The sequence below is a fragment of the Amycolatopsis sp. GM8 genome (assembly GCF_021653975.1).
GTDB lineage: Bacteria > Actinomycetota > Actinomycetes > Mycobacteriales > Pseudonocardiaceae > Amycolatopsis_E.
Genome location: NZ_JAJKFK010000005.1, coordinates 41,949 through 64,606, shown reverse-complemented (window position 1 = coordinate 64,606; position 22,658 = coordinate 41,949). Strand labels below are relative to the sequence as shown.

The following is a 22,658-nucleotide window of genomic DNA, read 5'->3' as shown; positions in this document are numbered from 1 at the left end:
GTTGACAGTCGCTCCCGGCGCCGGGCAAGCTCGGGCTGCCGGAGCCGAGAGGCGCTGCGACGGATCCGATCCGCCACGCTCGGTCCCGGTCTCCACGCACCAAGGGCGCCTCCTTTCCTTCGGAGGCGGGATGCGAACCGTCGGCACGGTCGTGGGGTTGTGGCGGTATCCGGTCAAATCGATGGCCGGGCAGGAGCTGGCCGGGACGGACGTGTCCTGGCACGGCCTGGCCGGGGACCGTCGCTGGGCGTTTCTCCGGGATGGCGTGCCGCGCAACGGGTTCCCGTGGTTCACCATCCGTCAGCGCGCCGAGCTGTGCCGGTATCGCCCGTGGTTCGCCGATCCGGCCGAGCCCGATTCGTCGAAGACCTTCGTCACGACGCCGGATGGCGGCACGTACGAGGTGATCGATCCCGCGCTGGCCGCCTTGCTGGGCGGGGGAGTCCGGGCCGTCAAGCTCGACCGCGGCACGTTCGACGCGCTGCCGCTGTCGCTGATCACCACCGGATCCGCCGGCGCGCTGGACGTCCGGCGGTTCCGGCCGAACCTGGTCATCGACGCGCCCGCTGGGGCGGAGGACGACTGGGTCGGCAGCGTGCTGCGCGTCGGCGGCCTGCGCCTGCGGGTGGACCGGCGTGACCGGCGCTGCATGATCGTCAACGTGGATCCCGTTACCACGCAACGGGATCCCGAAGTCCTCCGCACGATCGCACGCGAGCGGGACCTGTGTCTCGGCGTCTACGGCTCGACGGTCGAACCCGGTCCGGTCGCTGTCGGTGATGCCGTGCTCGTGGACCGGACTCAGTACAGCGCGGCGTAGACGATCTTCGCCAGGCCGGTCATCCCGGACAGGTTCGGGTGGTACGGCGCCGCGGTGAGCTGGTAGTACTGGCCGTTGATCCACGCCGCGCGGCCGGCGCACGCGTCGTGCCCCAGCGACGGCGTGAAGGTGTCCACATAGGACGTGTCGCCGTCCTTCTCCGCGGCACCGGAGATCGCGGCGTTGAGCGCTTCTTCGACGCTGCTGAGCCACGCGTAGTCACCGTCGGCGAACGGCAGCACGTCCGGGCAGGTCCCGCTCACCGGCGCGATCCGCGGGTACCCGATCGCGAGCACCTTCGCGTGCGGCGACCGCTCGTGGATCTCGGCCAGCACCGCGGTGACGTTGGCCTGGGTCTGCGTCAGCTGCGCCTCGATGACGTCCACGCCATCGGTGGTGAAATGCCGCTGGCACGGGTTTCCGGCCGGGTCCGACGCGCGCAGCCCGGGACAGGTCCCCACGAGCGTGCCGAACACGCCGTAGTCGTTGCCGCCGATGCCGAGCGTCACCAGATCGGTACTGGGGCGCAGCGCGTCGAGCTGCGGCGGGTTGACACCCAGCGTCACCGACTGCGGGCCGGTCATGTTGGTGGTGTCGGCGCCGCTGCAGCTGACGTCGGTGTACGACCGCGTGTGCAGCCTCAGCGCGAGTTGCGCCGGATAGTTCAGAGTGGACCGGAAACAGCCGAGCGGGTCGAGGCGCTGCAAGGGGATCAGCGGCCCGGCCGTGTAGGAGTCACCGAGCGCGACGTAGCGCTCGTAATGCCGCGGCGAGGCCGAGGCGGTGAAGGTCGACACCAATACGGTGCAGACGGCGAGCAGAGCGATAACGAGTCCCCGACGAACGCGCATACTTCTTTCCTAGCCCGCGCAAGGCAGCCGTGGCGCCGCCGATCGGGTGGCGTTTGCGCAGTTCACCCGGTCCGGTGGATCGCCTCGCCGATGGAACAGACCAGCGCCTCCTGCCCGCGCGGCCCGACGACCTGAGCGCCGGCCGGGAGCCCGCTCGCGGTGCGCCCGGCCGGGACCGACAGCGCCGGATGCCCGCTGACGGCCGCGAGCGCGGTGAGCCGGTAGTAGGCGGTCTCGACGTCCTCGGTGCGGCCGTTGACCTCGACGGTGTCCGCGTCGTGCGGCGCGGCGGTGACCGGGACCGTCGGCAGGAGCAGGGCGTCGACGGTGGTGAACACGGCGTCCACCTCGTCCCGGATCTCACCGGCGAGCTTCAGCGCCTGCTCGTAGTCCGAAGTGGACACCTGGGAACCCGCTCGCAGCTGGCCGATCGCGCGTCCGGCAAGACCTTCCGGATGTTCCTGGTACTCGGCCCACCACCGTCGCGCGGACTCGAAAAGCATGATGGTGTAACCGGTTCCGCGCGCGTGGCGGCGCGAGACGGGCAACTCGACCTCGACGATTTCCAGTCCCTCGGCCACTTTCTCGACCAGCCGTAGCACCTCGGGATCGATCCGGTCGCCCCACAGGCCGGACGGCCAGCCCACGCGAATACCGTCGACCGGCTGGATTTCGGCGGTCGTCTCGGCGAGGAGTCCGTGGATTCGCAAGCATTCCGCCGCGGTGCGGGCGATCGGGCCGACCGTGTCCATCGACGGGGCGACCGGCGTGATCCCGTCCATCGGCACCGAACCGTGCGTCGGCCGCAGTCCCGCGACCCCGCACAGCGCGGCCGGAATGCGAATGGAGCCACCGGTGTCCGTGCCGAGGGCGACCGGCACCGCGCCGGTCGCAACCGCGACTGCCGAGCCGCCGCTCGACCCGCCCGCGTCCCGCGTGGGGTCGAACGGGTTGCCGCAGCCGGGTGTCCGGCCCGACCAGGCGAGCTCGGGCACGGTGGTGCGGCCGGTCACGACATAGCCCGCCGCGCGCAGCCGCGCCACGGCCGTGGCGTCCTTCGCCGCGACCCGGTGCCCGAGACCGGGAGTGCCATTGCGGACCGTCTGGCCCGCGACGTCGATCAGGTCCTTGACCGCGAGCTGCGGATACGTCTCCACGAACACCCCTCGTTCATAGCAGGGGAGCGCGGTAGCTGAGCAGGTACCGCCAGAACACCAGCGTGCGGACGGCGCGGCCGGGCAGCAACCGCGCCGACTCGCGACGGATCTCGGTCATCGTCATGGTCTCGGGCCGGATGCGCGGGATGATCGTCCGGTCGGGGCCGCCGTTGAGGCCCTCACGGTGCCGAACGGCATGTGGTGCAACGACGCCAGGCAGGAGATGAAGTCGTAGGGCGCTGGGCAGGTCGGCCGTCGTGATGTCCTGCTGCCGGAACGCGACACCGTTGCCGAGCGCGCGGGCGGCGGCGATGGCGTCCGCGTCCGGATCGACCGCGTCCACCGCCAGCCCCTCGCCCGACCACCACCGGCGGAGCGCTTCACGCCGACTACATTGGGCTAGGTGCAAGAGGACTATCCCGCCGAGCTGTCGACCGGCGACAACTTCGTGGCCGGGCCGCTGCCCGACGATCCCGAGGACGTCGAGCGGGCCGACCCCGAGGTGACCGAGCGCCAGGCCCGCCAGGAGCTGCTGAAGGTCGAGGCCGAGCTCAACACGCGCTGGCCCGAGACCAAGATCGAGCCGTCGCTCACCCGGATCTCCGCGCTGGTCAACGTGCTCGGCGAGCCGCAGAAGACGTATCCGGTGCTGCAGGTCGCGGGCACCAACGGCAAGGGCTCGACGGCCCGGATGATCGACGCGCTGCTGACCCGGATGGGCCTGCGTACCGGCCGGTACACGAGCCCGCATCTGCAGCTGGTCACCGAACGTATCGCGCTGGACGGCGCGCCGATCTCCGCGTCGAAATACGTGGACGTGTACCACGACATCCTCCCGTACGTGGGCATGGTGGACGCCGCCGGCGGACCGCCGATGAGCAAGTTCGAGGTGCTGACCGGGATGGCGTTCGCCGCGTTCGCGGACGCTCCGGTCGAGGCCGCCGTGATCGAGGTCGGCATGGGCGGCACCTGGGACGCGACGAACGTCGCCGACGCGCAGGTCGCGGCGATCACCCCGGTCGGCATCGACCACGTCGAGTTCCTCGGCGGCGATCTCGCCGGGATCGCGCGGGAGAAGGCCGGGATCATCAAGCCCGGCGGTGTCGCGGTGATCGCCGAGCAGGATCCGGTGGCACAACGGGTTTTGCTGGAGCGTGCGGTGGAGGTCGACGCGACGGTGGCGCGCGCGGGCAGCGAGTTCGCCGTGCTGCGCCGGGAGATCGCGGTCGGCGGGCAGATGCTGAGCCTGCAGGGCCTGGGCGGGGTGTACGACGAGATCTTCCTGCCGCTGCACGGCGCGCACCAGGCCGCGAACGCGGCGCTCGCGCTGGCGGCGGTCGAGGCGTTCTTCGGCGCGGGCAAGGACAGGCAGCTCGTGATCGAGGCCGTGCGCGAGGCGTTCGCCGAGGTCGAGACGCCGGGCCGGCTGGAGCGGGTGCGGGCCGCCCCGGCGGTCCTGATCGACGCGGCGCACAACCCGCACGGTGCCCGCGCCCTCGCGGCGACGATCACCGAGGAGTTCGCGTTCCGGCGGCTCGTCGCGGTGGTCGGGGTGATGGCGGGCAAGGACGCGCGGGGCATCCTGGAGGAGCTGGAGCCGGTGGTGTCCGAGATCGTGGTGACCCGCAACGGTTCGCCGCGCGCGATGCCGCTCGACGAGCTGAACGAGCTGGCGCTGTCGGTCTTCGGCGAGGACCGGGTGGTCGCCGAGCCGAGCCTCGACGCGGCGATCGAGACCGCGGTCGCGCTCGTGGAGGAGACCGGCGATCCCGAGGAGCCGCTCGCCGGCGGCGGGGTGCTGGTGACGGGTTCGGTGGTCACGGCGGGCGAGGCGCGCACCCTGTTCGGTAAGGAGCCGATGTGAGTTCTCCGGAACAGCCCGAGAGCGCGGCGTCCGTCAAGCCGCCGGCGAAGGACCCGATGAAGTCGTTCCGCGGGGTGATGGCGGGCACGCTGATCCTGGAAGCGATCACGGTGGGCCTCGCGCTGCCGGTGGTCGCGCGGCTCGGCGGGGGCGTCGGCACCGTGAAGGGCTGGACGGTGATCGCCGTCGCGGTCGCGCTGGTCCTGTGCTGTGGCGTGCTGCGGCGGTCGTGGATCGTGCCGGTGATCCTGGCGCTGCAGGTCGTGCTGATCGTGTTCCTGTTCTTCATCACCGCGATCGGCGTGATCGGCCTGCTGTTCCTCGCGTTCTGGCTGTGGGCGTTGTGGCTGCGCCGCGAGGTCGCCCGCCGGATGGCCGCGGGCACCCTGCCCTTCCAGCAGCAGTAGGGCGAGCCCCGATCCAAAGCGAGAGCACTGCTCTTGACAATGTTCGTCGATCCGATGATGCTGTGTTCATGAGAGAGCGTCGCTCTCGAAAATGACCAGTGATCGGAGACGAGACATGCGCACCGCGATCCGGACCGGTAACGGGGTCTTCGGCCTGCTCCTGCTGGCCTTCGCCATCTTCGAAGCGGTCAAGCACGGCGGCTGGGCGACTCCGCTCCTGTTCGTCGGCCTGATCGCCCCCGACCTGGTGTTCCTCATCGGCATCGGCGTCCACACCGAGCGGGGCGTGCTGCCGCGCCGCGTGGTGCCGTTCTACAACACCACGCATTTCTGGCCGTTGCCCGTGCTCCTGCTCGTCTACTTCACCTTCTTCGCCGGCGCGAACTTCGTCCCCGGCTTCACCCTCGGCCTCGCCTGGCTCGCCCACATCTGCCTGGACCGCTCCCTCGGCTACGGCCTCCGCCGCTGGGACGGCACCCAGGCCAGTTCATTCGCGCGAAAGCCCGAGTTGGCCCGGCCGTCCGGATCGCGGGCTAGAAATCGGGCATGACCGAACAGACCCGCCGTTCCCTGCTCAAATCCGGCGCGATGACCGCCGGTGCCCTCGCCGCCGGTCTCGTCGTTCCCACCACCGCACAGGCCGCCCCGCTCGTCCGCCGCGACCGTCCCGTGCTGACGCACGGCGTGCAGTCCGGCGACGTGACCGCGGACTCCGCGATCGTCTGGACCCGCGCCGACAAGCCGTCCCGGATGGTCGTCGAGATCGCTCGCGACCCGTCCTTCCGCCATGCCCGCACGATCCGGGGCCCGCTGCTCACGCCGGACACCGGCGGCACCGGCAAGGTCCGCATCCCCGGCCTGGCCCCCGGCACCGACTTTCACTACCGCGTCACCGCCGAAGACGGCCGCGCCACGAGCGAAGCCGTCACCGGCCGCTTCAGCACCGTGCCGCTCGGCCGCACGGACACCCGCATCCTGTGGTCCGGCGACGTCGCCGGCCAGGGCTGGGGCATCAACCCCGACATCGGCGGCATGACCGGGTTCGCCGCGATGGCCGCCCGCCGCCCGGACCTGTTCCTGCACAGCGGTGACACCGTGTACTCCGACGGCCCGCTCACCGAGTCGGTCACGCTGCCCGACGGCCGGATCTGGCGCAACATCGTCACCGCCGAGAAGTCGAAGGTCGCCGAGACGCTCGACGAGTACCGCGGGCAGTTCGCGTACAACCGGCTCGACGAGAACGTCAAGGCCTTCACCGCCGCCGTGCCCAGCTATGTCCAGTGGGACGACCACGAGGTGCTCAACAACTGGTACCCCGGCGAGATCCTGGATCTGGCTCAGTACACCGAAAAGAACGTCGACGTGCTCGCCCGCCGCGCGTTCCAGGCCTTCCACGAGTGGCACCCGATCGACGCGAAGCTCGCCGTCGACGGCCGGGTCTACCGCAGCTTCCGCTACGGCAAGCACATCGAGATCTTCGTGCTCGACATGCGCAGCTACAAGGACGCCAACACCGCCGACCAGACCAAGCCGGGCCACATCCTGGGCGACAAGCAGGCGAAGTGGCTCGTCGAGGGGCTGAACCGGAGTACCGCGACTTGGAAGTTCGTGCAGAACGACCTGCCGGTCGGGCTGGTCGTGCCGGACGGCGCCGACATCGAGGGCGTCGCGAACGCGCTGCCCGGCGCGCTCGGCGGCCGCGAGACCGAGATCGCCTGGGTGCTGCACCAGATCCGGCGCGTGCCGAACGTCGTGTGGCTGACCGCCGACGTGCACTACACCGCCGCCCACCACTATTCGCCCGACCGCGCCGCGTTCGGTGATTTCTCGCCGTTCTGGGAATTCGTTTCCGGTCCACTGCACGCCGGCGCGTTCGGCCCGAACACACTCGATCCGACGTTCGGCCCGGAAGCCGTTTTCGTGCACGCGCCGCCGGTCGCCAACGCTTCGCCGATGGAAGGTTTCCAGCATTTCGGGGAGCTGAACGTGGATGGTCCGGGTGGCGAACTGACCGTGGATCTGCGCGACGGGAAGGGCGTTTCGCTCTGGTCGAAGACCCTCCGGCCCGAGCGTCATTGAGGCCGCTAGGCTTTCGGCACCGTCAAAAAGTAATTAGAGGAGAAGCAGAGTCGTGAGTGAGCGCACGCTGGTTCTGGTCAAGCCCGATGGCGTCGAGCGCGGTCTCGTCGGCGAAGTCATTTCGCGGATCGAGCGCAAGGGCCTGAAGCTGGTCGCACTGGAACTGCGCACGGTCGAGGTCGCCCTCGCCGAGGAGCACTACGCCGAGCACAAGGAGCGGTCGTTCTTCGGCGACCTGCTGGAGTTCATCACCTCGGGCCCGCTCGTGGCGATCGCGGTCGAGGGGCCGCGCGCGATCGCGGCGTTCCGGCAGCTCGCCGGGGGCACCGACCCGGTGGAGAAGGCCACCCCGGGCACCCTGCGCGGCGACTTCGCGCTGGAGACCCAGTTCAACCTGGTGCACGGCTCGGACTCGCCCGAGTCCGCCGAGCGCGAGCTGAAGCTGTGGTTCCCCGACCTGTGAGCTGATGCCGGGCCCGGGACGTTGTCGCGTCCCGGGCCCGGCGGTAATCCGGTCGAAAACTGTCGGTACCCCCGCCTAGTGTTCCCAGGGTGGACGAAGAACCGACCATGGTCCAGGCCAAGGCGCTCACGAAGCGCTTCGGCGAGTTCGAAGCCGTCCGGGGGATCGACGTCGAGGTCCGCCGGGGCGAGTCGTTCGGCTTTCTCGGCCCCAACGGCGCCGGGAAGTCCTCGACGATGCGCATGATCGCGTGCGTCTCACCGCGTTCGGACGGTGATCTGAAGGTCCTGGGGCTGGACCCGGAAACCGACGGCCCGCGTATCCGCGCGCGGCTGGGCGTGGTGCCACAGCAGGACAATCTCGACGTCGAGCTGTCCGTGCGGCAGAACCTCCAGGTGTACGGCCGGTATTTCGGCCTGTCCCGCGCGCAGACCCGGCGCAAGGCTGATGAGCTGATGGAGTTCGCGCAGCTGTCCGACCGGGCCGACGACGAGGTGGAACCCTTGTCCGGCGGCATGAAACGGCGGCTGACCATCGCCCGCTCGCTGGTCAACGAGCCGGAGCTGCTGCTGCTCGACGAGCCGACCACGGGGCTGGACCCGCAGGCCCGGCACCTGTTGTGGGACAGGCTGTTCCGGCTCAAGGCCCAGGGCGTCACGCTGATCATCACCACGCATTACATGGACGAGGCGGAACAGCTGTGCGACCGGCTCGTCGTGATGGACGGCGGCCGGATCGTGGCGGAGGGCTCCCCTGCGGCGCTGATCGCGCGGTACTCCACCCGCGAGGTGCTGGAGCTGCGATTCCCGCCGGGGCACGAGGTGCCGCCCGAGCGCCTGACGGACCTGGCCGAGCGCGCCGAGGTGCTGCCGGACCGGATCCTGTTGTACACCGGCAGCGGTGAGACGGCGCTGGAACACGTGCACGCGCGCGAGCTGCGGCCGCTGTCCACCCTGGTCCGCCGCAGCACCCTGGAGGACGTGTTCCTCCGGCTGACCGGACGGACGCTGGTGGACTGATGGTCGTCTCCACGGGGCAGGTGGTCGGTTCCTGGCGCGCGGCCTGGCTGCGCGTCGAGGGCAGCTGGGCGTGGTACCGGCGGTACTGGAAGTCCAATCTGTACTCCTCGGGCCTGCAGCCGCTGCTTTTCCTTGTCGCGCTGGGGCTGGGCTTCGGCTCGCAGGTTCAGGCCGGGCCGGCGACCGGCGGGGTGTCGTACCTGGAGTACATCGCGCCCGCGTTGCTGGTTTCGGCGGCGATGCAGAGCGCGGTGGGGGAGTCGACGTATCCCGTGCTGTCGGGATTCAAGTGGCAGAAGGACTATCTCGCCGTGACGGCCACCCCGGTGACGCCGGGCCAGCTGCTGGGCGGGCATTTGCTGTGGGTCGCGTTGCGGCTGCTGTTGTCGGCATCGGTGTACGCGCTGATCGCGCTGGCCTTCGGTGCGTGGCTCAACGCCGGCGCGCTGCTGGTGATCCTGGTCGGGATCCTCACCGGACTGGCCTGTGCCGCACCGGTCACGGCGTTCGCGGCGACCACCTACGACGAGGGTGTTCGGTTCAACGCGCTGTTCCGGTTCGTGGTGATCCCGATGTCGCTGTTCGCCGGCACCTTCTTCCCGATCGGACAGATCCCCATCGCGCTGCGCTGGCTCGCCTGGATTTCCCCGCTGTGGCACGGAAACGAGCTCGCCCGCGGGGTCACCCTCGGCGGCGTCGGCCCGCTGGCGATGGCCGGGCACGTCGCGTTCCTCGCCGCCCTGCTGGCCGTCGGCGTGTTCTTCGCCCGCAAGTACTTCTATCGCCGGCTGGTGCTCTGATGACGGTCCTCGACCAGCGGCGCGGGCTGCTGCTGCGCATCCTGCCGCCGGGCCTCTACGCGGGCCGGGCGAGCAAGCTCGTCGAACGCTCGATGCTCGCCTACTCCCGGATGTGGCTGGTCTTCGTCTCGGGTGTGCTGGAGCCGCTGTTCTACCTGTTGGCGTTCCAGGTCGGCTTCGGCAAGCTCGTCGGTGAGGTCGCGGGCCCCGACGGCAGGCCGATGAGCTACGTCGCGTTCGTCGCGCCCGCGCTGCTCGCTTCGTCCGCCATGAACGGCGCGATCTTCGACAGCACCTTCAACGTGTTCTTCAAGTTCCGGTACGCGCGGACGTACGACGCGATGCTCGCGACGCCGATCGGCCCGCTGGACATCGCGATCGGCGAGATCGGCTGGGCGGTGCTGCGCGGCGGGCTGTACGCGGTGGCGTTCTTCGGCGTGATGCTCGCGATGGGGCTGGTCACCTCGCCGTGGGCGGTACTGCTGATCCCGGTCGCGGTGCTGGTGGCGTTCGCGTTCGCGGCGATCGGCATGGCGTGCGTGACCTTCCTGCGCTCGCCCTCGCAGTTCGATCTCATCAACCTCGCGCTGATGCCGCTGTTCCTGTTCTCCACGACGTTCTACCCGCTGACCGTGTACCCGGAGGCGCTACGGATCGTGGTGCAGGTCTTCCCGCTGTACCACGGCATCGAGCTGATGCGGCAGCTGTCGGTCGGCGCGCTGAGCTGGGGCATGCTCGGCCACCTGGCGTACCTGGTCGTGCTGGCGGCGGTCGGGGTCTGGGGTGCGGCGCGGCGGATCAGCCACCTGCTGCTGCGCTGAGCGCGCTGGCCGCGTCCACCATGCCGCGGCCGTAGAAACCGTTGTACCCGGTGTATCCGGCGCAGAACGCGTCCTGCCGCCCGTCACCGGTGAGGTCGTAGTCGTCCGGGCACGGCATCGGCCGGGCGCCCTGGTACAGCGCGTTTCGCAGCTGCCCGGCGGTGAACCCGGGGTGGGCCGAGGCGACCAGCGCGGCCACCCCCGCGGCATGCGGCGCGGCCATCGACGTGCCGCACATCTTCGCGTAGCCGCCGGGCACCGTGGACAGCACGCAGTCGTCGCCCGCCCCGCCGGGCGCGGCGAGGTCCACGACCCCCAGCCCGTAGGAGCTGTAGCCCGCCTTCGTCCCGTCGGGGCCGACCGCGGACACGGTCACCGGATCCCGCAGCCCCGCGGGCAGTTCCTCGCACCCCGATGACGCCGGCGCGCCGGCACCCGGCGAAGGCGTCAGGTTGACCGCTTCGTTCGTGGCCGCCGCGATGTCCAGCGTTCCTTGCGCCGTCGCGTATTCGACCGCGCGGGCGATCGCCTCGTGCACGACCTGGTAGCCCGCGCGTCGCGAGCACGGCACGTTCCACGGGTCGATCGAGAAGCTGGTGTTGACGATCGGCAAGTGCCGCGCGGCCGCCCACATCAGCCCGCACACCGCGGCCTCGGGCGTCACGTACCCGCTGTCGTCGATCACCTTCACCGACGCGACCCGCACCCCGGGCGCGACCCCGGTGATGCCCTTGCCGTCGTCCGCGGCGGCGATGATCCCCGCGACGTGCGTGCCGTGCGCGGACGTCGTCGGCGCCCACGCGCTGGGCGAAGTATCCGGCACGCCGGTCAGGCAGCCGGCGGAATCCGCGCGGTCGACCGCGCCCGCCAGGTCGGGATGATCCGCGTCGACTCCGGAGTCCAGCACGCCCACCACGACGTCCGGGCTGCCGCGGTACCCGTTGGCGTCGATCATGGTCAGGTTCCACTGCTGATCGGTCCGGTCCGCGACCGGAGTCCCTCGCCGGGCCGGGAGTTCCGGGCGCCGCTGGGTGTGCCGGAGCTGCTGCGCGCTGAACACGCGAGCGGGGCCGAAGTTCGCCGCGAAACGCGGATCGGCGGACTTCACCACACCTATACTGACCTGGGGATAGTAGATCGCGGTTTCCCCGCAGGCCGCCCGGACCTGGCTGCCGGCCTCCTGCTCGGAAGTGCCGCGATCCAGCACGACGAGGTACCGCACGACACGCCCGGCGTCCCCGCACGCCGCGTCGGCGAAGGCCGGTACGGGCACGGGGGTCAGCAGCAGCGCACCCATGCTGAGCGCGAGTGACCGTCCCAACCCGGACACGGCACGAACCTCCAGGGACCAGCGGTACAGGCGCACGCTAGGGCACCGCCGGAGTACCGACAAGCGGAACGGCCGGGCTCGCCCCGAAGGTGCGTGCGCGCCTCCCGGCCGGGCCCGTGTGGGATACTCGGGGTGGCCGCTGGGCCGGGACGCCCGTCGAACGAGGTGCGAACCGGCACCGATGGCCCGGTGACGTGCGGGAAGAGCGCCACGTCGTCGCCGCCCCCCGCGGGTGGCTCGACGACATGGCAGGCGGAGCGGGAAGCCGCCGGCTCGGCCGGCACGTGACCGAGCAGACCTGCCGTCGACGGCCGCCGGGGTTCCGGCGTCGTCGTGGCGAAGAGGCAAGGATTCCCGTCAGCGGTGACCACCGCGGCGGAACAGACAGGAAGGGGCCCCTGCGCGGCCGCGTCCTTCCAGCGTTTGCGCTGGTAGACGCGCCCGGGGGCGGAGGAGACAGATGACGAACGCGGAAACACCCGCCGAGCAGACCGGCGGGGACACCGCCGCACCCAACAACCCGCTGGGCGAACTGCCCGAGCGCGTCCGGGTGCACGCCCTGGCGAAGCTGCTCGGCTTGAACAGCAGGGACGTGCTGGCGAAACTGACCGACCTCGGCGAGCCCGTGCGCAGCGTGCAGTCGAGCGTGCCCCGGGATGTGGCGATCAAGGTGGCCGAGGCGTTCGCCCCGGCCGACGAGCCCGAACCCGCAGTGCCTGAGCCCGCCGTGTCGGTGCCCGAGCCTGTCGCCGTCGTGCCTGAGCCGGAACCGGAGCCCGAGCCCGTGCGGCCGTCCGTACGGATGCCGGTCTTCGCGGCGCCTTCGCCGGTGTTCCTGCCGCCGGAGCCGCCCGCCGCGCGGCCCGCGCCGCAGCAGCGGGAAGAGGAGCCGGTCGAGGAGGAACGGCCCGAGCCCGTCGAGCGGGACAAGGACGAGCGCGACCGGGACGAGCGCGACGACAAGGACGACGACGGCGACGACGTGAACGGTCGCCGCCGCCGCCGTCGTGGCCGTCGTGGCCGGGGCCGTGGCAAGGGCGGCGACGAGGGCCCAGCGGGCGAGGACGAGAACGCCGACCAGGCCGACGAGTCCCAGCCGCAGGAGAAGGCGGAAGCCGACGGCGAGGACGAAGACTCCGACGACGAGGGGGGCAGCCGTCGCCGGCGCCGCCGTCGTCGCCGCAAGAGCGCCGAGGACGAGGCGGCCGAGGCCACCACGGGCGACGACCCGCCGAACACAGTCGTGCACGTCCGAGAGAGCAAGGGCGACGAGAAGAACGGCAAGGAAGCCAAGCCCGACAAGGGCGACGGCGTCCGCAGCGTGCGCGGCTCCACCCGGCTGGAGGCCAAGCGCCAGCGCCGCCGGGACGGTCGCGAAGCGGGCCGCCGCCGTGCGCCGATCCTGTCCGAGGCCGAGTTCCTGGCCCGGCGCGAGGCCGTCGAGCGCACCATGGTCGTGTCCGAGCGCGGCGAGCACACCCAGATCGGCGTGCTGGAGGACGGCGTGCTGGTCGAGCATTTCGTGACCGCCGCGGGCAGCGGTTCGATCGTCGGGAACGTGTACCTCGGCCGCGTGCAGAACGTGCTGCCCTCGATGGAGGCGGCGTTCGTCGACATCGGCCGCGGCCGCAACGCGGTGCTCTACGCCGGTGAGGTGGACTGGGACGCCGCCGGGCTGGAGGGCAAGTCCCGCAAGATCGAGCAGGCGCTGTCCACCGGTGACAACGTGCTGGTGCAGGTCACGAAGGACCCGGTCGGGCACAAGGGCGCCCGGCTGACCACACAGATCTCGCTGCCAGGCCGGTTCCTGGTGTACGTGCCCGCCGGTGGCGCCACCGGGATCTCGCGGAAGCTGCCCGAGAACGAGCGGCGCCGGCTCAAGGACATCCTCAAGCGGATCGTGCCGGAGGACGCGGGCGTGATCATCCGCACCGCGTCGGAGGGCATCAGCGAGGAGGAGCTCGAGCGTGACGTCCGCCGCCTGAAGGCCCAGTGGGAGGTCATCAAGGAGAAGGCGGACTCGGTGTCGGGCGGCAAGAAGTCGGCCGCGCCGACCATGCTGTACGAGGAGCCGGACCTGCTGGTGAAGGTCGTGCGCGACCTGTTCACCGAGGATTTCGCGAAGCTCGAGGTGCAGGGCGACATCGCGTGGGACACGATCAACGCCTACGTCGGCCATGTCGCGCCCGACCTGGCCGCGCGGCTCAGGCGCTATGTCGGCACCGGTGACGTCTTCACCGACTACCGGATCGACGAGCAGATCACCAAGGCGCTGGACCGCAAGGTGTGGCTGCCCTCCGGTGGTTACCTGGTGATCGACCGCACCGAGGCGATGACCGTCATCGACGTCAACACCGGCAAGTTCACCGGTTCGGGTGGCAACCTCGAAGAGACGGTGACCCGGAACAACCTGGAGTCGGCCGAAGAGATCGTGCGCCAGTTGCGGCTGCGTGACGTCGGCGGCATCATCGTGATCGACTTCATCGACATGGTGCTGGAGTCCAACCGCGAGCTGGTCCTGCGGCGGCTCACCGAGTGTCTCGGCCGGGACCGCACCCGGCACCAGGTGGCGGAGGTGACTTCGCTGGGGCTGGTGCAGATGACCCGGAAGAAGGTCGGCACCGGTCTGCTGGAGGCGTTCTCGGTGCCGTGCGAGCACTGCAAGGGCCGGGGCGTGATCGTGTCGACCGAGCTGCAGCGCGCGTCCAACGGTTCCAACGGCAACGGCGGCGGTCACCAGCACGGCGGTGGTGGCTCGTCGCGTCGCTCGCGTGGCCGCGGCAAGGCCGAGGAGCCGCAGCAGGAGGCCGCACGGACACCCGAGCAGCGGGAGTCGGTGGTGTCCGCCGTCCAGGCGATGGCGAATGCCGCGAAACTAGCCTCCGGCGGCAAGGCCGACGAGGCCGAGGACACGCCGGTGCCAAGCGGCCGCGATGCCGCGGAGGCCCCTGTGGCTGAGTCACCGGCGGCTGAGGCCCCCGTGGTCGAGGCACCAGCGGTCGCGACACCTGTGGCTGAGGCCCCTGTGGCTGAGGCACCTGCTGCCGCGACACCCGCGGCCGAGGCACCGGTGGCTGAGGTCGAAACGGTCCCCGCCGCCGCACCGGAGCCCAACCCGGGCGCGGAAACCGCCGCCCGCTGGGCCGAGGCGGCCGGCGTGACAGCACCAGCCGACACCGCCGCGGAGCCCCTCGCCACCCCAGCGGATGCTGATGGGGCGGCAGCCACCCCGGAATCCACCGAGGCGACCGAGGCCGCGGGCGAAAGCCCAGCCGAGCCCACACCGGAGGCCACCGAGGTCACCGAAGCCGCCGAGGCCACGGGCGAGACCCCGGCCGAGCCGACACCGGAGGCCACCGAGGTCGCTGAGACCGAGGCCTCCGCGCCGGAGCCGGAACCGGCCGAAGTCGCGCAGGCTCAACCGGAACCCGCGCAGCCCAAGGTGAACCCGTGGAGCTGGCACAACCCGACGGCGACCCAGCCCACGGAACCGCCGGCCGCCGAGGGCGAAACCGCCCCGGCCCAGCCAGCGGACGAGCCCGAGACGGCGCAGCCCACCGAGCCGATCCCGACCGGATCCGTGGAGGCGGCCCCGGTCCAGGCAGCTGCTGAGCCCGCGGCAACGCAGCCCCCGGCAACGCAGCCCGAGGCAACCGAACCCCCGGCGACCGAGTTCCCGACAACGCAGTCCGCGGCGGCCCAGTTCGAGGCAACCGAGTCTCCGGCAACCCAATCCCAGGCAACCCAGCCTGAGGACGTCGAGCCCCTGCAGGCCGCTGCCGCCCTGACCGAGTCCGCCGAGGCCCCGGAAGCCACCGAGCCGGAGGCGGCCGCCGAGGCCGCCACGGCCGAGCCCGAGCCCGAGCGGGCCGCACCGGAGCAGGGGGAGACCGCGGAAACCGATCCCGGGGTCGACGTGCCGACCCCGGCGGTGCGCACCACCCACCGCCGGCCGCGCCGGACGGCGTCGCGCCCGGCCGGTCCGCCGGTGCACGCCGACAACAGCTGACCAGCGAAGAGCACCCCGGTGCGCACGAGCACCGGGGTGCCACGTAACCTATAGAGCGGCCCGCCGCATGCGGGCCATGGCGCGATCACCGGACCGCCCCGAGCGGGCCAGGTCGCAAGCCCCCACCCATTGTCGAGTTAGCAGGAGACTTCCGTGTCGGCGTACGCGATCGTCAAGACCGGCGGCAAGCAGTACAAGGTGGCCGTCGGCGACGTCGTCGAGGTCGAGAAGCTCGAGGGAGAGCCGGGCACCGAGCACACCTTCCCCGCCGTGCTGTACGTCGACGGCGGCGAGGTCACCACGGACGCCGACGCGTTGGCGAAGGTCTCGGTCACCGGCAAGGTCGTCGAGCAGACCAAGGGTCCCAAGATCCGCATCCACAAGTTCAAGAACAAGACCGGCTACCACAAGCGGCAGGGTCACCGGCAGAAGCTGACCCGCGTCGAGGTCACCGGAATCAGCAAGTAAGGGGCTGAGCACTTATGGCACACAAGAAGGGTGCTTCCAGCTCCCGCAACGGTCGTGACTCCAACGCGCAGTACCTCGGCGTCAAGCGTTACGGGGGCCAGGTCGTGAAGGCGGGCGAGATCATCATCCGCCAGCGGGGCACCAAGTTCCACCCCGGCGTGAACGTCGGCCGTGGCGGTGACGACACGCTGTTCGCCCTCGCCGCCGGTGCGGTCGAGTTCGGCGTCAAGCGTGGCCGCAAGACGATCAACATCGTCCCGGCCGGGGTCTGAGCGGCCCGCCGAGACATTTAGCACCTCCCACGAGGGGCGGGCCCGGAACAAATCGGGGTCCGCCCCTCGTGTTTTCGTGAGCAATCCTGAACAGACAGAAAGGCCCGAGATGGCGTCCCGGTTCGTTGACCGTGCGGTGATCCAGGTGGCCGCCGGCAACGGCGGGAACGGTTGCGCCTCGGTGCACCGCGAGAAGTTCAAACCGCTCGGCGGTCCCGACGGCGGCAACGGCGGTGACGGCGGGGACGTGCTGCTGGTCGTCGACCAGAACGTGCACACCCTGCTCGACTTCCACTTCCGCCCGCACGCGAACGCCGGCAGCGGCAAGCAGGGCCAGGGCAGCCACCGCGCCGGCGCGGCCGGCGAGACGCTGGAGCTGAAGGTCCCGGCCGGCACCGTCGTGCTGAGCGAGAGCGGCGAAGTCCTGGCGGACCTGACCGGCCTCGGCACCACGTTCGTCGCGGCCCAAGGCGGGCGCGGCGGCCTGGGCAACGCGTCGCTCGCGTCGAGGGCACGCAAGGCGCCGGGTTTCGCGCTCCTCGGCGACCCGGGGGAGGCTCGCTCGCTCGTGCTGGAGCTGCGCTCGGTCGCGGACGTCGGGCTGGTCGGGTTCCCGTCTGCGGGCAAGTCGTCGCTGATCTCGGTGCTGTCGGCGGCCAAACCGAAGATCGCGGACTACCCGTTCACCACGCTGGTGCCGAACCTCGGTGTTGTGACCGCAGGGGACACCGTCTTCACGATGGCCGATGTGCCCGGCCTGATCCCCGGTGCGAGCGAAGGCAAGGGGCTGGGCCTCGATTTTCTCCGCCACATCGAGCGATGTGCCGTGCTGGTGCACGTCGTCGACTGCGCCACCTTCGAGCCCGGCCGTGACCCGGTGTCCGATGTGGACGCTCTCGAAGCCGAACTTGCCCGCTATACCCCGGGATTGGGTGGTGAGCTCGGCAAGCGGCCACGCGTCGTGGTGCTGAACAAGATCGACGTGCCGGACGCCGCCGACCTGGCCGAGCTGGTGCGCCCCGAGTTCGAGAAGCGTGGCCTGCCCGTCTTCGAGATCTCCACGGCGACCCGGGCTGGCCTGCGAGAGCTGACCTACGCGCTCGGCGCCATTGTGGAGAAATTCTGGGCGGAGCAACCGGCTCCCGAGGCCGAGCGCATCGTGCTGCGGCCGCAGGCGGTCGACGACGCCGGCTTCTCCGTCGAGGCCGATCCGGAGGAGCCGGGTGGCTTCATCGTCCGGGGTGGCCGTCCGGAGCGGTGGATCCGCCAGACCGACTTCGGCAACGACGAGGCCGTCGGCTACCTCGCGGACCGGCTGAACCGGCTCGGGGTCGAGGAGGAGCTCGCGCGCATGGGCGCCGAGGCGGGCTGCCCGGTCACGATCGGCGGTGTCACCTTCGACTGGCAGCCGTCCACACCGGGCGTCGTGCAGCACCTGTCCGGGCGGGGCACGGACATCCGGCTCGAGGACCACAGCCGGGTCGGCGCCGCACAGCGCAAGGAAGCCCGTCGCATCCGCCGGGACGGCGTGCCCGACGAGCTGGACGAAGACTAGTGAGCGGCAGCGTCGCCGGCGCGGCGATGAACGTCGGCGAGGCGGCGTGAGCGTCACGCGGAAGGCCGTGTCCGATGCCGAGCGGCTGGTCGTCAAGGTCGGTTCGTCGGCGCTCACCACGGCCGGCAGTGGCCTGGATGTCGAGCGGCTCAACGCGCTGGTGGACGCTGTCGCCGGCCGCATCGGCCGGGGCAGTCAGCTCGTCCTGGTGTCCTCGGGCGCGATCGGCGCCGGGCTCGCGCCGCTCGCGCTGGGCAAGCGCCCGCGCGACCTCGCGACGCAGCAGGCCGCGGCGAGCGTCGGCCAGCTTCAGCTCGCGCACGCGTATGCCGAGTCGTTCGGCCGGTACTCGCTCACCGTCGGTCAGGTGCTGCTGACCTCCGATGACGTCGTGCGCCGCGCGCACTATCGCAACGCGCAGCGCACTTTCTCCCGATTGCTCGCGCTGGGCGCCGTGCCGGTGGTGAACGAGAACGACACCGTCGCCACTGAGGAAATCCGGTTCGGCGACAACGACCGGCTAGCCGCACTCGTCGCGCACCTCATCGGCGCCGACGCGCTCGTCCTGTTGTCCGATGTGGACGGTCTGTACGACGGCGATCCCCGCGACGGTGCGACACGCAGGATCTCCGAGGTCGCGGACGACGCCGACGTGCGGGACATCACCGTCGGCATGTCCAGCTCGGGGCTGGGCACCGGTGGCATGGTCTCGAAGCTCGCCGCCGCCCGCACGGCCGCGGCCGCGGGAATCCCCGTGCTGCTGGCCGCGGCCGCCGAAGCCGCGAGCGCACTGACCACCGCCGAGGTCGGCACCGCGTTCGCCGCCGCCGGCTCCCGGCTTTCCGCCCGGCGGTTCTGGCTCGGCTACGCGGCCGGCCCGACCGGCCGGCTGCAGCTCGACGACGGCGCCGTCGCGGCCGTCGTCCGGCGCCGCCGTTCGCTGCTCGCCGCGGGGGTCACCGGCGTGAGCGGCGACTTCCAGGCGGGCGACGTCGTCGAGCTCGTGGATCCCGCCCAGCGAGTGGTGGCCCGTGGGGTGGTCGCGTTCGACGCCGGTGAGCTGCCCGAGCTGATCGGCCGCTCCAGCCACGAGCTGCCACCGGAGCAGCGCCGCGAGGTCGTGCACGCCGACGACCTGGTGCCGCTGCACCGTTAGCGCAGCTCGCTCCCGCGCGTCTCCGGCAACGTCAGGACCACGAGGAACGTGATCAGCGCGCCCACGGCGACGTACCAGAAGAACGCCATCGACGCGTTCGCCGCCGCGAGCGCACTGATCACCAGCGGCGCCGTGCCGCCGAACACCGCGACCGTCAGGTTGTACCAGGCGCCGATGCCGAGCCCGCGCAGCGACGTCGGGAACAGCTCGCTCATGATCGCCGGCGCCAGTGACGACGATGCCGCGTACAGGCCGAGCCCGACGCAGAACACCACCGCCAGCCCGCCGAGTCCCGGTCGCACCAAAGTGGACAGTGGCACGACCAGGATCGCCATTGCCGCCGACCAGACGTACAGCTGCGGTTTGCGGCCGACCCGGTCCGCCAGCATGCCGAACGGGTATTGCAGCACGACGAACAGCGCGGTGCCGATCGACAGCGCCAGGAACACGTCGACGTCGCTCGCATGCCGCGTCTTCACCGCGAACGGCGCCAGCGCGCTGAAGAACGTGTAGTAGCACAGCGTCGACAGCATCGTGATGCCTACGAGCTGCCCCACCGCCTTCGGATGATGGCGCAGCGTCGCCAGCAGCGGCCGCCGCACCCGCCGTGCCGCGGTCTTGTTCTGCTCGAACTGCTCCGTTTCGCTCAGGCTCCGGCGCAGCCACAGCCCGATCGCGCCCAGCACCCCGCCCAGCAGGAACGGGATCCGCCAGCCGTAGGCGTTCAGGTCCGCCTTGTCCATGGTGCGTGCCAGGACGAACCCGAGCACCGAGGCCACCAGCACCGCCGAGCCCGTCGAGATGTAGAAGAACGACGAGTAGCGGCCCCGCCACTTCGGCGGCGCGATCTCCCCGAGGTACGCCGACGCGTTCGACACCTCGCCACCCAGGGACAGCCCCTGCGCGATGCGGGCGAGCAACAGCAGGACCGGCGCGAGCCAGCCGACCAGGGAGAAGGTCGGCAGGATGCCGATCACCACCGACCCCCCGGCCATCAGGCTGATGGTCAGGATCATCGCGGGTTTCCGCCCGCGCACGTCCGCGAACCGGCCGAGCAGGAGCCCGCCGAGCGGCCGGAAGAAGAACGCGAGCGCATAGGTGGCGAAGGTGTTGATCTGTGCCAGTGCGTCGTTACCGGAGGGAAAGAACGCGGTCGCGAAGTAGATGCTGAACGTCGCGTAGATGGTCCAGTCGAACCACTCCAGGGCGTTCCCGACGCTCGCCGCGAACAGCTTGCGGACGGGCAGGCGGTGCCTCAGCGGGGACTCGACCTTCGGTTCGACCATGGCTGCCTCCACGGAATCGCCGGATTGGTGGAGATTGCCATACCGTCGGCCGTTTTGGAAGGTCTCTGGCGAGAGTGAGCCCCGGCAAATGCCCTAAGTCGTAGCCGCGAGCGCGAACGGGAGGACCGCGGGCACACCTCCCTTCCGCAGCAGGCGGGTGGCCAGCGTCATTGTCCAGCCCGAGTCCACGAGATCGTCCACCAGGAGTATCGGTCCCTCCACAGTGGACAATTCGCGGGCCAGTTCCTCGGGCAGGACAAGGCGTTGCCACAGATCCGCCACCCGCTGCGCGCTGTTCGCCCGTCGTGGCGCCGGACCCTGCGCCGCCAGGGTGCCGGCGAACTTCAGGCGCCCGACCTCGGCCAGACGCGTGGCGAGACCGTGCGTGAGCCGTGGCCGCGCGCTCGACGGCATCGCCACGACCGCCACCGGCCGCTGCGCCCAGTCCCAGGCGGCGAGCACCGAGATGCACGCCTGGAACACGGAGTCGGGCACCTCGCCGTCGGATGCCGCCGGGCCGACCAGTTCGCGCAACCGGTTGCCCCAGCCGATATCCGTGAGCCGCCCGAGCGCCCGGCCCGGTTCGGCCTGCTCGCCTTTCGCGATCCGGCCGGACAGCGGCACATCGAGGGTGCCGAGCCCGGTCGGCCACTGCCGTCGCGGGCTCAGCTCGACACCCGGCCGCTGCAAGCGGGTGCCGGTCTCCTCGACGACCTCGGCCGAGACCGCGGTCGCCCGATGTTCACCGGTGCAGTTGTCACACCTGCCGCACGGCTGCGCGTAGGGATCGTCCAGCTGGCGCAACAAGAACTCCATCCGGCAACCCTCGGTCGCCTGGTACTCCAGCATCGCCCGCTGCTCCGCGCCTCGCGCCTCGCTCACCCGGCCGTAGCGGCCCGAGTCGTACTCCCAGCTTTCACCCGTCGACTCCCAGCCACCGCGGACCCGCCGGACCGCGCCGTCGACGTCGAGCACCTTGAGCACCATCTCCAGCCGCGTGCGGGACAGCTCGACCATCGGCTCGAGCGCGGCTGTCGAAAGTGGACGGTCGGCCGGCGCGAGCGCGTCCAGCACCTGCGTCACCCGCCGCTCGTCGGGGAACGCGAGCGAGCTGAAGTAGTTCCAGATCTCGCGATCTTCCGTGCCGGGCAACAGGATCACCTCCGCGCGGCGCACGCCGCGCCCGGCACGACCGACCTGCTGGTAGTACGCGATCGGCGACGACGGAGCGCCCAGATGCACGACGAAACCGAGATCGGGCTTGTCGAACCCCATGCCCAGCGCGGACGTGGCGACGAGCGCCTTGACCCGGTTGGCCAGCAGGTCGTCCTCCGCCGCCTCCCGTTCCGCCGGATCCGTCTTGCCCGTGTACGCCGTGACCTCGTACCCGTGTTCGCGCAGCAGCCCCGCCACGTCGTGCGCCGCGGCGACGGTGAGCGTGTAGATGATCCCCGAACCCGGCAGCGCGGCCAGTTGCTCGGTGAGCCAGGCGAGGCGCGCCTCCGGCGTCGGCAACCGCGCGACCGACAGGTGCAGGCTTTCCCGGTCGAGCGGACCGCGCAGCACCACGGTGTCCGCGCCGTTGCCGAGGCCCAGTTGCTCGGCCACGTCGGTCACCACCCGGTCGTTCGCGGTGGCCGTGGTGGCGAGAACCGGCACTCCTTCCGGCAGGTCCGCGAGCAGCGTGCGCAGCCGCCGGTAGTCCGGCCGGAAGTCGTGCCCCCAGTCGGAGATGCAGTGCGCCTCGTCGACCACGAGCAGCCCCGCGGTCGCGGTGAGCTTGGGCAGCACCGAGTCCCGGAAATCCGGGTTGTTGAGCCGTTCCGGGCTCACCAGCAGCACGTCGATCTCGCCGCCGGCGATGCGCGCCTGCACCTCGTCCCACTCCTGCGCGTTCGCGGAGTTCATCGTCGCCGCCGCGATCCCGGCCTTGGCGGCGGCCGCGATCTGGTTGCGCATCAACGCGAGCAGCGGCGAGATGATCACCGTGGGCCCGGCACCTTGTTCCCGCAGCAGCGCGGTCGCCAGGAAGTACACCGCCGACTTGCCCCAGCCCGTGCGCTGCACGACCAGCGCCCGGCTGCGTTCGGCGACCAGCGACTTGATGGCGGTCCACTGGTCGTCGCGCAGGGTTGTGCCCGCGCCGGCCAGCGCGTGCAGCAGCGAATCGGCTCGTTCGCGGAGTTCCTGGATGTTCACGGGTCCACGTGTACCGCATGGGTCCGACAACGGCCGCTCGAAAACTTCACGACTGGCCCACTCGTGCGGTTTGTGACGATGAACACCAGGCCGGATCGCGTC

At 70.9% G+C, this 22,658-nt stretch carries 19 protein-coding genes, 1 pseudogene and 1 riboswitch; of the genes and pseudogenes, 14 read left to right on the top strand and 6 right to left on the bottom strand.

The window, feature by feature from the left end; all coding sequences use genetic code 11:
* Window positions 1–39: 39 nt before the first annotated feature.
* Window positions 40–118, top strand: a riboswitch (S-adenosyl-L-homocysteine riboswitch).
* Window positions 119–130: 12 nt separating this feature from the next.
* Entirely contained in the window at window positions 131–820 is a 690-nt protein-coding gene (locus tag LOZ83_RS23725; RefSeq protein ID WP_236793672.1) for an MOSC domain-containing protein, read from the top strand.
* On the opposite strand, the gene LOZ83_RS23720 is transcribed toward LOZ83_RS23725, so the two are convergent.
* From LOZ83_RS23720 to LOZ83_RS23710, 3 genes are all read right to left on the bottom strand, one after another.
* Entirely contained in the window at window positions 802–1,671 is an 870-nt protein-coding gene (locus LOZ83_RS23720; protein ID WP_236793671.1) for an SGNH/GDSL hydrolase family protein, read from the bottom strand. The two genes, LOZ83_RS23725 and LOZ83_RS23720, sit on opposite strands and share 19 nt — an antisense overlap.
* 62 nt (window positions 1,672–1,733) lie before the next feature.
* Window positions 1,734–2,828 (bottom strand): amidase, encoded by a 1,095-nt coding sequence (locus LOZ83_RS23715; RefSeq protein ID WP_236793670.1) that lies wholly within the window; start codon window positions 2,826–2,828, stop codon window positions 1,734–1,736.
* Between the two features lie 13 nt (window positions 2,829–2,841).
* Window positions 2,842–3,171 (bottom strand): hypothetical protein, encoded by a 330-nt coding sequence (locus LOZ83_RS23710; protein ID WP_236793669.1) that lies wholly within the window; start codon window positions 3,169–3,171, stop codon window positions 2,842–2,844.
* A 60-nt stretch (window positions 3,172–3,231) separates the two neighbouring features.
* Between LOZ83_RS23710 and LOZ83_RS23705 the strand changes: the two genes are divergently transcribed.
* The 8 genes from LOZ83_RS23705 (at window position 3,232) to LOZ83_RS23670 (ending at window position 10,281) form a co-directional block, all read left to right on the top strand.
* Window positions 3,232–4,692, top strand: a complete 1,461-nt coding sequence (locus tag LOZ83_RS23705; RefSeq protein WP_308190286.1) for a folylpolyglutamate synthase/dihydrofolate synthase family protein — start codon at window positions 3,232–3,234, stop codon at window positions 4,690–4,692.
* Window positions 4,693–4,748: 56 nt separating this feature from the next.
* On the top strand, window positions 4,749–5,099 hold the full coding sequence (locus LOZ83_RS23700; RefSeq protein ID WP_236794340.1) for a DUF4233 domain-containing protein: 351 nt from the start codon (window positions 4,749–4,751) through the stop codon (window positions 5,097–5,099).
* 115 nt (window positions 5,100–5,214) lie between these two features.
* Window positions 5,215–5,649 (top strand): DUF4260 family protein, encoded by a 435-nt coding sequence (locus LOZ83_RS23695; RefSeq protein ID WP_236793668.1) that lies wholly within the window; start codon window positions 5,215–5,217, stop codon window positions 5,647–5,649.
* Complete coding sequence (locus LOZ83_RS23690; RefSeq protein WP_236793666.1) at window positions 5,646–7,178, top strand: alkaline phosphatase; 1,533 nt, start codon at window positions 5,646–5,648, stop codon at window positions 7,176–7,178. Before LOZ83_RS23695 ends, LOZ83_RS23690 begins: the two co-directional genes overlap by 4 nt.
* Before the next feature lie 52 nt (window positions 7,179–7,230).
* Window positions 7,231–7,641, top strand: a complete 411-nt coding sequence (gene ndk, locus LOZ83_RS23685) for a nucleoside-diphosphate kinase (RefSeq protein WP_236793664.1) — start codon at window positions 7,231–7,233, stop codon at window positions 7,639–7,641.
* Between the two features lie 107 nt (window positions 7,642–7,748).
* Window positions 7,749–8,660: an ABC transporter ATP-binding protein gene (locus LOZ83_RS23680; RefSeq protein WP_236794339.1), complete on the top strand. Its 912-nt coding sequence runs from the start codon at window positions 7,749–7,751 to the stop codon at window positions 8,658–8,660.
* Window positions 8,660–9,460: an ABC transporter permease gene (locus LOZ83_RS23675; RefSeq protein WP_236793662.1), complete on the top strand. Its 801-nt coding sequence runs from the start codon at window positions 8,660–8,662 to the stop codon at window positions 9,458–9,460. Before LOZ83_RS23680 ends, LOZ83_RS23675 begins: the two co-directional genes overlap by 1 nt.
* Window positions 9,460–10,281 (top strand): ABC transporter permease, encoded by an 822-nt coding sequence (locus tag LOZ83_RS23670; RefSeq protein WP_236793660.1) that lies wholly within the window; start codon window positions 9,460–9,462, stop codon window positions 10,279–10,281. The genes LOZ83_RS23675 and LOZ83_RS23670 overlap by 1 nt, the downstream gene beginning before the upstream one ends.
* On the opposite strand, the gene LOZ83_RS23665 is transcribed toward LOZ83_RS23670, so the two are convergent.
* Complete coding sequence (locus LOZ83_RS23665; protein WP_236793658.1) at window positions 10,259–11,611, bottom strand: S8 family serine peptidase; 1,353 nt, start codon at window positions 11,609–11,611, stop codon at window positions 10,259–10,261. The genes LOZ83_RS23670 and LOZ83_RS23665 overlap by 23 nt on opposite strands.
* Window positions 11,612–12,071: 460 nt before the next feature.
* Between LOZ83_RS23665 and LOZ83_RS23660 the strand changes: the two are divergent.
* The 5 genes and pseudogenes from LOZ83_RS23660 to proB all read left to right on the top strand — a co-directional run.
* Window positions 12,072–14,837, top strand: a pseudogene (locus LOZ83_RS23660) (translation initiation factor IF-2 N-terminal domain-containing protein); the annotation flags it as partial.
* Between the two features lie 936 nt (window positions 14,838–15,773).
* A complete protein-coding gene (rplU, locus tag LOZ83_RS23655; protein ID WP_091512575.1) occupies window positions 15,774–16,088 on the top strand; it encodes a 50S ribosomal protein L21 in 315 nt (104 codons plus the stop codon).
* A gap of 14 nt (window positions 16,089–16,102) precedes the next feature.
* Window positions 16,103–16,360, top strand: a complete 258-nt coding sequence (gene rpmA, locus LOZ83_RS23650; RefSeq protein WP_236793654.1) for a 50S ribosomal protein L27 — start codon at window positions 16,103–16,105, stop codon at window positions 16,358–16,360.
* 109 nt (window positions 16,361–16,469) lie between these two features.
* Window positions 16,470–17,915, top strand: coding sequence for a GTPase ObgE (gene obgE, locus LOZ83_RS23645; protein ID WP_236794338.1), 1,446 nt, complete (start codon window positions 16,470–16,472; stop codon window positions 17,913–17,915).
* Window positions 17,916–17,961: 46 nt separating this feature from the next.
* Window positions 17,962–19,071 carry a glutamate 5-kinase gene (proB, locus tag LOZ83_RS23640; RefSeq protein WP_236793652.1) on the top strand — a complete coding sequence of 370 codons (1,110 nt, stop codon included), beginning with the start codon at window positions 17,962–17,964 and terminating at the stop codon, window positions 19,069–19,071.
* On the opposite strand, the gene LOZ83_RS23635 is transcribed toward proB, so the two are convergent.
* Both LOZ83_RS23635 and LOZ83_RS23630 read right to left on the bottom strand, forming a co-directional pair.
* Entirely contained in the window at window positions 19,068–20,357 is a 1,290-nt protein-coding gene (locus tag LOZ83_RS23635) for an MFS transporter (RefSeq protein ID WP_236793650.1), read from the bottom strand. The genes proB and LOZ83_RS23635 overlap by 4 nt on opposite strands.
* Window positions 20,358–20,450: 93 nt before the next feature.
* Window positions 20,451–22,556 carry a RecQ family ATP-dependent DNA helicase gene (locus tag LOZ83_RS23630; protein ID WP_236793648.1) on the bottom strand — a complete coding sequence of 702 codons (2,106 nt, stop codon included), beginning with the start codon at window positions 22,554–22,556 and terminating at the stop codon, window positions 20,451–20,453.
* Window positions 22,557–22,658: the final 102 nt, after the last annotated feature.

What these genes read in the sequence shown, in the direction of transcription:
- LOZ83_RS23695 (WP_236793668.1), top strand. Translation starts at nt 5,215, where the DNA reads ATGCGCACCGCGATCCGGACCGGTAACGGGGTCTTCGGCCTGCTCCTG.
- obgE (WP_236794338.1), top strand. Translation starts at nt 16,470, where the DNA reads ATGGCGTCCCGGTTCGTTGACCGTGCGGTGATCCAGGTGGCCGCCGGC.
- rpmA (WP_236793654.1), top strand. Translation starts at nt 16,103, where the DNA reads ATGGCACACAAGAAGGGTGCTTCCAGCTCCCGCAACGGTCGTGACTCC.
- LOZ83_RS23700 (WP_236794340.1), top strand. Translation starts at nt 4,749, where the DNA reads ATGAAGTCGTTCCGCGGGGTGATGGCGGGCACGCTGATCCTGGAAGCG.
- LOZ83_RS23670 (WP_236793660.1), top strand. Translation starts at nt 9,460, where the DNA reads ATGACGGTCCTCGACCAGCGGCGCGGGCTGCTGCTGCGCATCCTGCCG.
- LOZ83_RS23680 (WP_236794339.1), top strand. Translation starts at nt 7,749, where the DNA reads ATGGTCCAGGCCAAGGCGCTCACGAAGCGCTTCGGCGAGTTCGAAGCC.
- LOZ83_RS23720 (WP_236793671.1), bottom strand. Translation starts at nt 1,671, where the DNA reads ATGCGCGTTCGTCGGGGACTCGTTATCGCTCTGCTCGCCGTCTGCACC.
- LOZ83_RS23725 (WP_236793672.1), top strand. Translation starts at nt 131, where the DNA reads ATGCGAACCGTCGGCACGGTCGTGGGGTTGTGGCGGTATCCGGTCAAA.
- LOZ83_RS23675 (WP_236793662.1), top strand. Translation starts at nt 8,660, where the DNA reads ATGGTCGTCTCCACGGGGCAGGTGGTCGGTTCCTGGCGCGCGGCCTGG.
- LOZ83_RS23690 (WP_236793666.1), top strand. Translation starts at nt 5,646, where the DNA reads ATGACCGAACAGACCCGCCGTTCCCTGCTCAAATCCGGCGCGATGACC.
- LOZ83_RS23635 (WP_236793650.1), bottom strand. Translation starts at nt 20,357, where the DNA reads ATGGTCGAACCGAAGGTCGAGTCCCCGCTGAGGCACCGCCTGCCCGTC.